Genomic DNA, 548 nt, shown 5'->3' on the forward strand with positions numbered 1-548 from the left:
GTGGAGCTTTATTTTGTTTTTTGAAGAATCGAGTATAGGAATCAGCCAGGTTTTTAAGTGACGATTGAATAGCAATACTGTCAACTTCTTGTAACCAAACCAACTCTTTCTTTAGTTGTGTTAGTTGGGAGGAACAAGCGCTGTAAGTTAATCCTTTGTCTGTGTCTTTGTACATATCCATCCATTGTGCCAAAAAGTAATTGAATACAAAACGTGAACAACCGATTGTTTTCGCAATTAGGATTTCTTGTTTTTTGTTTGGATAGATCCGAAACTTATATGCTTTGTTGACTAGCATTGACTTTCACCTCACTTCAAGCCTTGATCTTCAATCTATTTCTTAACTACGTTGATAGGAGAACCACCAGTAGTCAGAAAACAAAAATATCTCACCTGGTAATATTATCCTATACTAATTATATAATGAGTGCGTTAATCGTTCAAAAGAAACTTTTGGCTAACGCCTAACCGACATTCATCTCCCACCTATTGTTGGGCTACGCCCTTCACACCATTGAGGAAGGAGTCTTCTGTCGGAAAATGATAAA

At 36.7% G+C, this 548-nt stretch carries 1 protein-coding gene; it reads right to left on the reverse strand.

Annotated elements, in window-relative coordinates; all coding sequences use genetic code 11:
* A partial coding sequence (locus V7014_RS08185) for a helix-turn-helix domain-containing protein (protein ID WP_335506017.1) occupies positions 1 to 298 on the reverse strand: 298 nt, incomplete at its 3' end.
* Positions 299 to 548: the final 250 nt, after the last annotated feature.

Source organism: Bacillus sp. JJ722, from assembly GCF_036963345.1.
Lineage (GTDB): Bacteria > Bacillota > Bacilli > Bacillales > DSM-1321 > Bacillus_AD.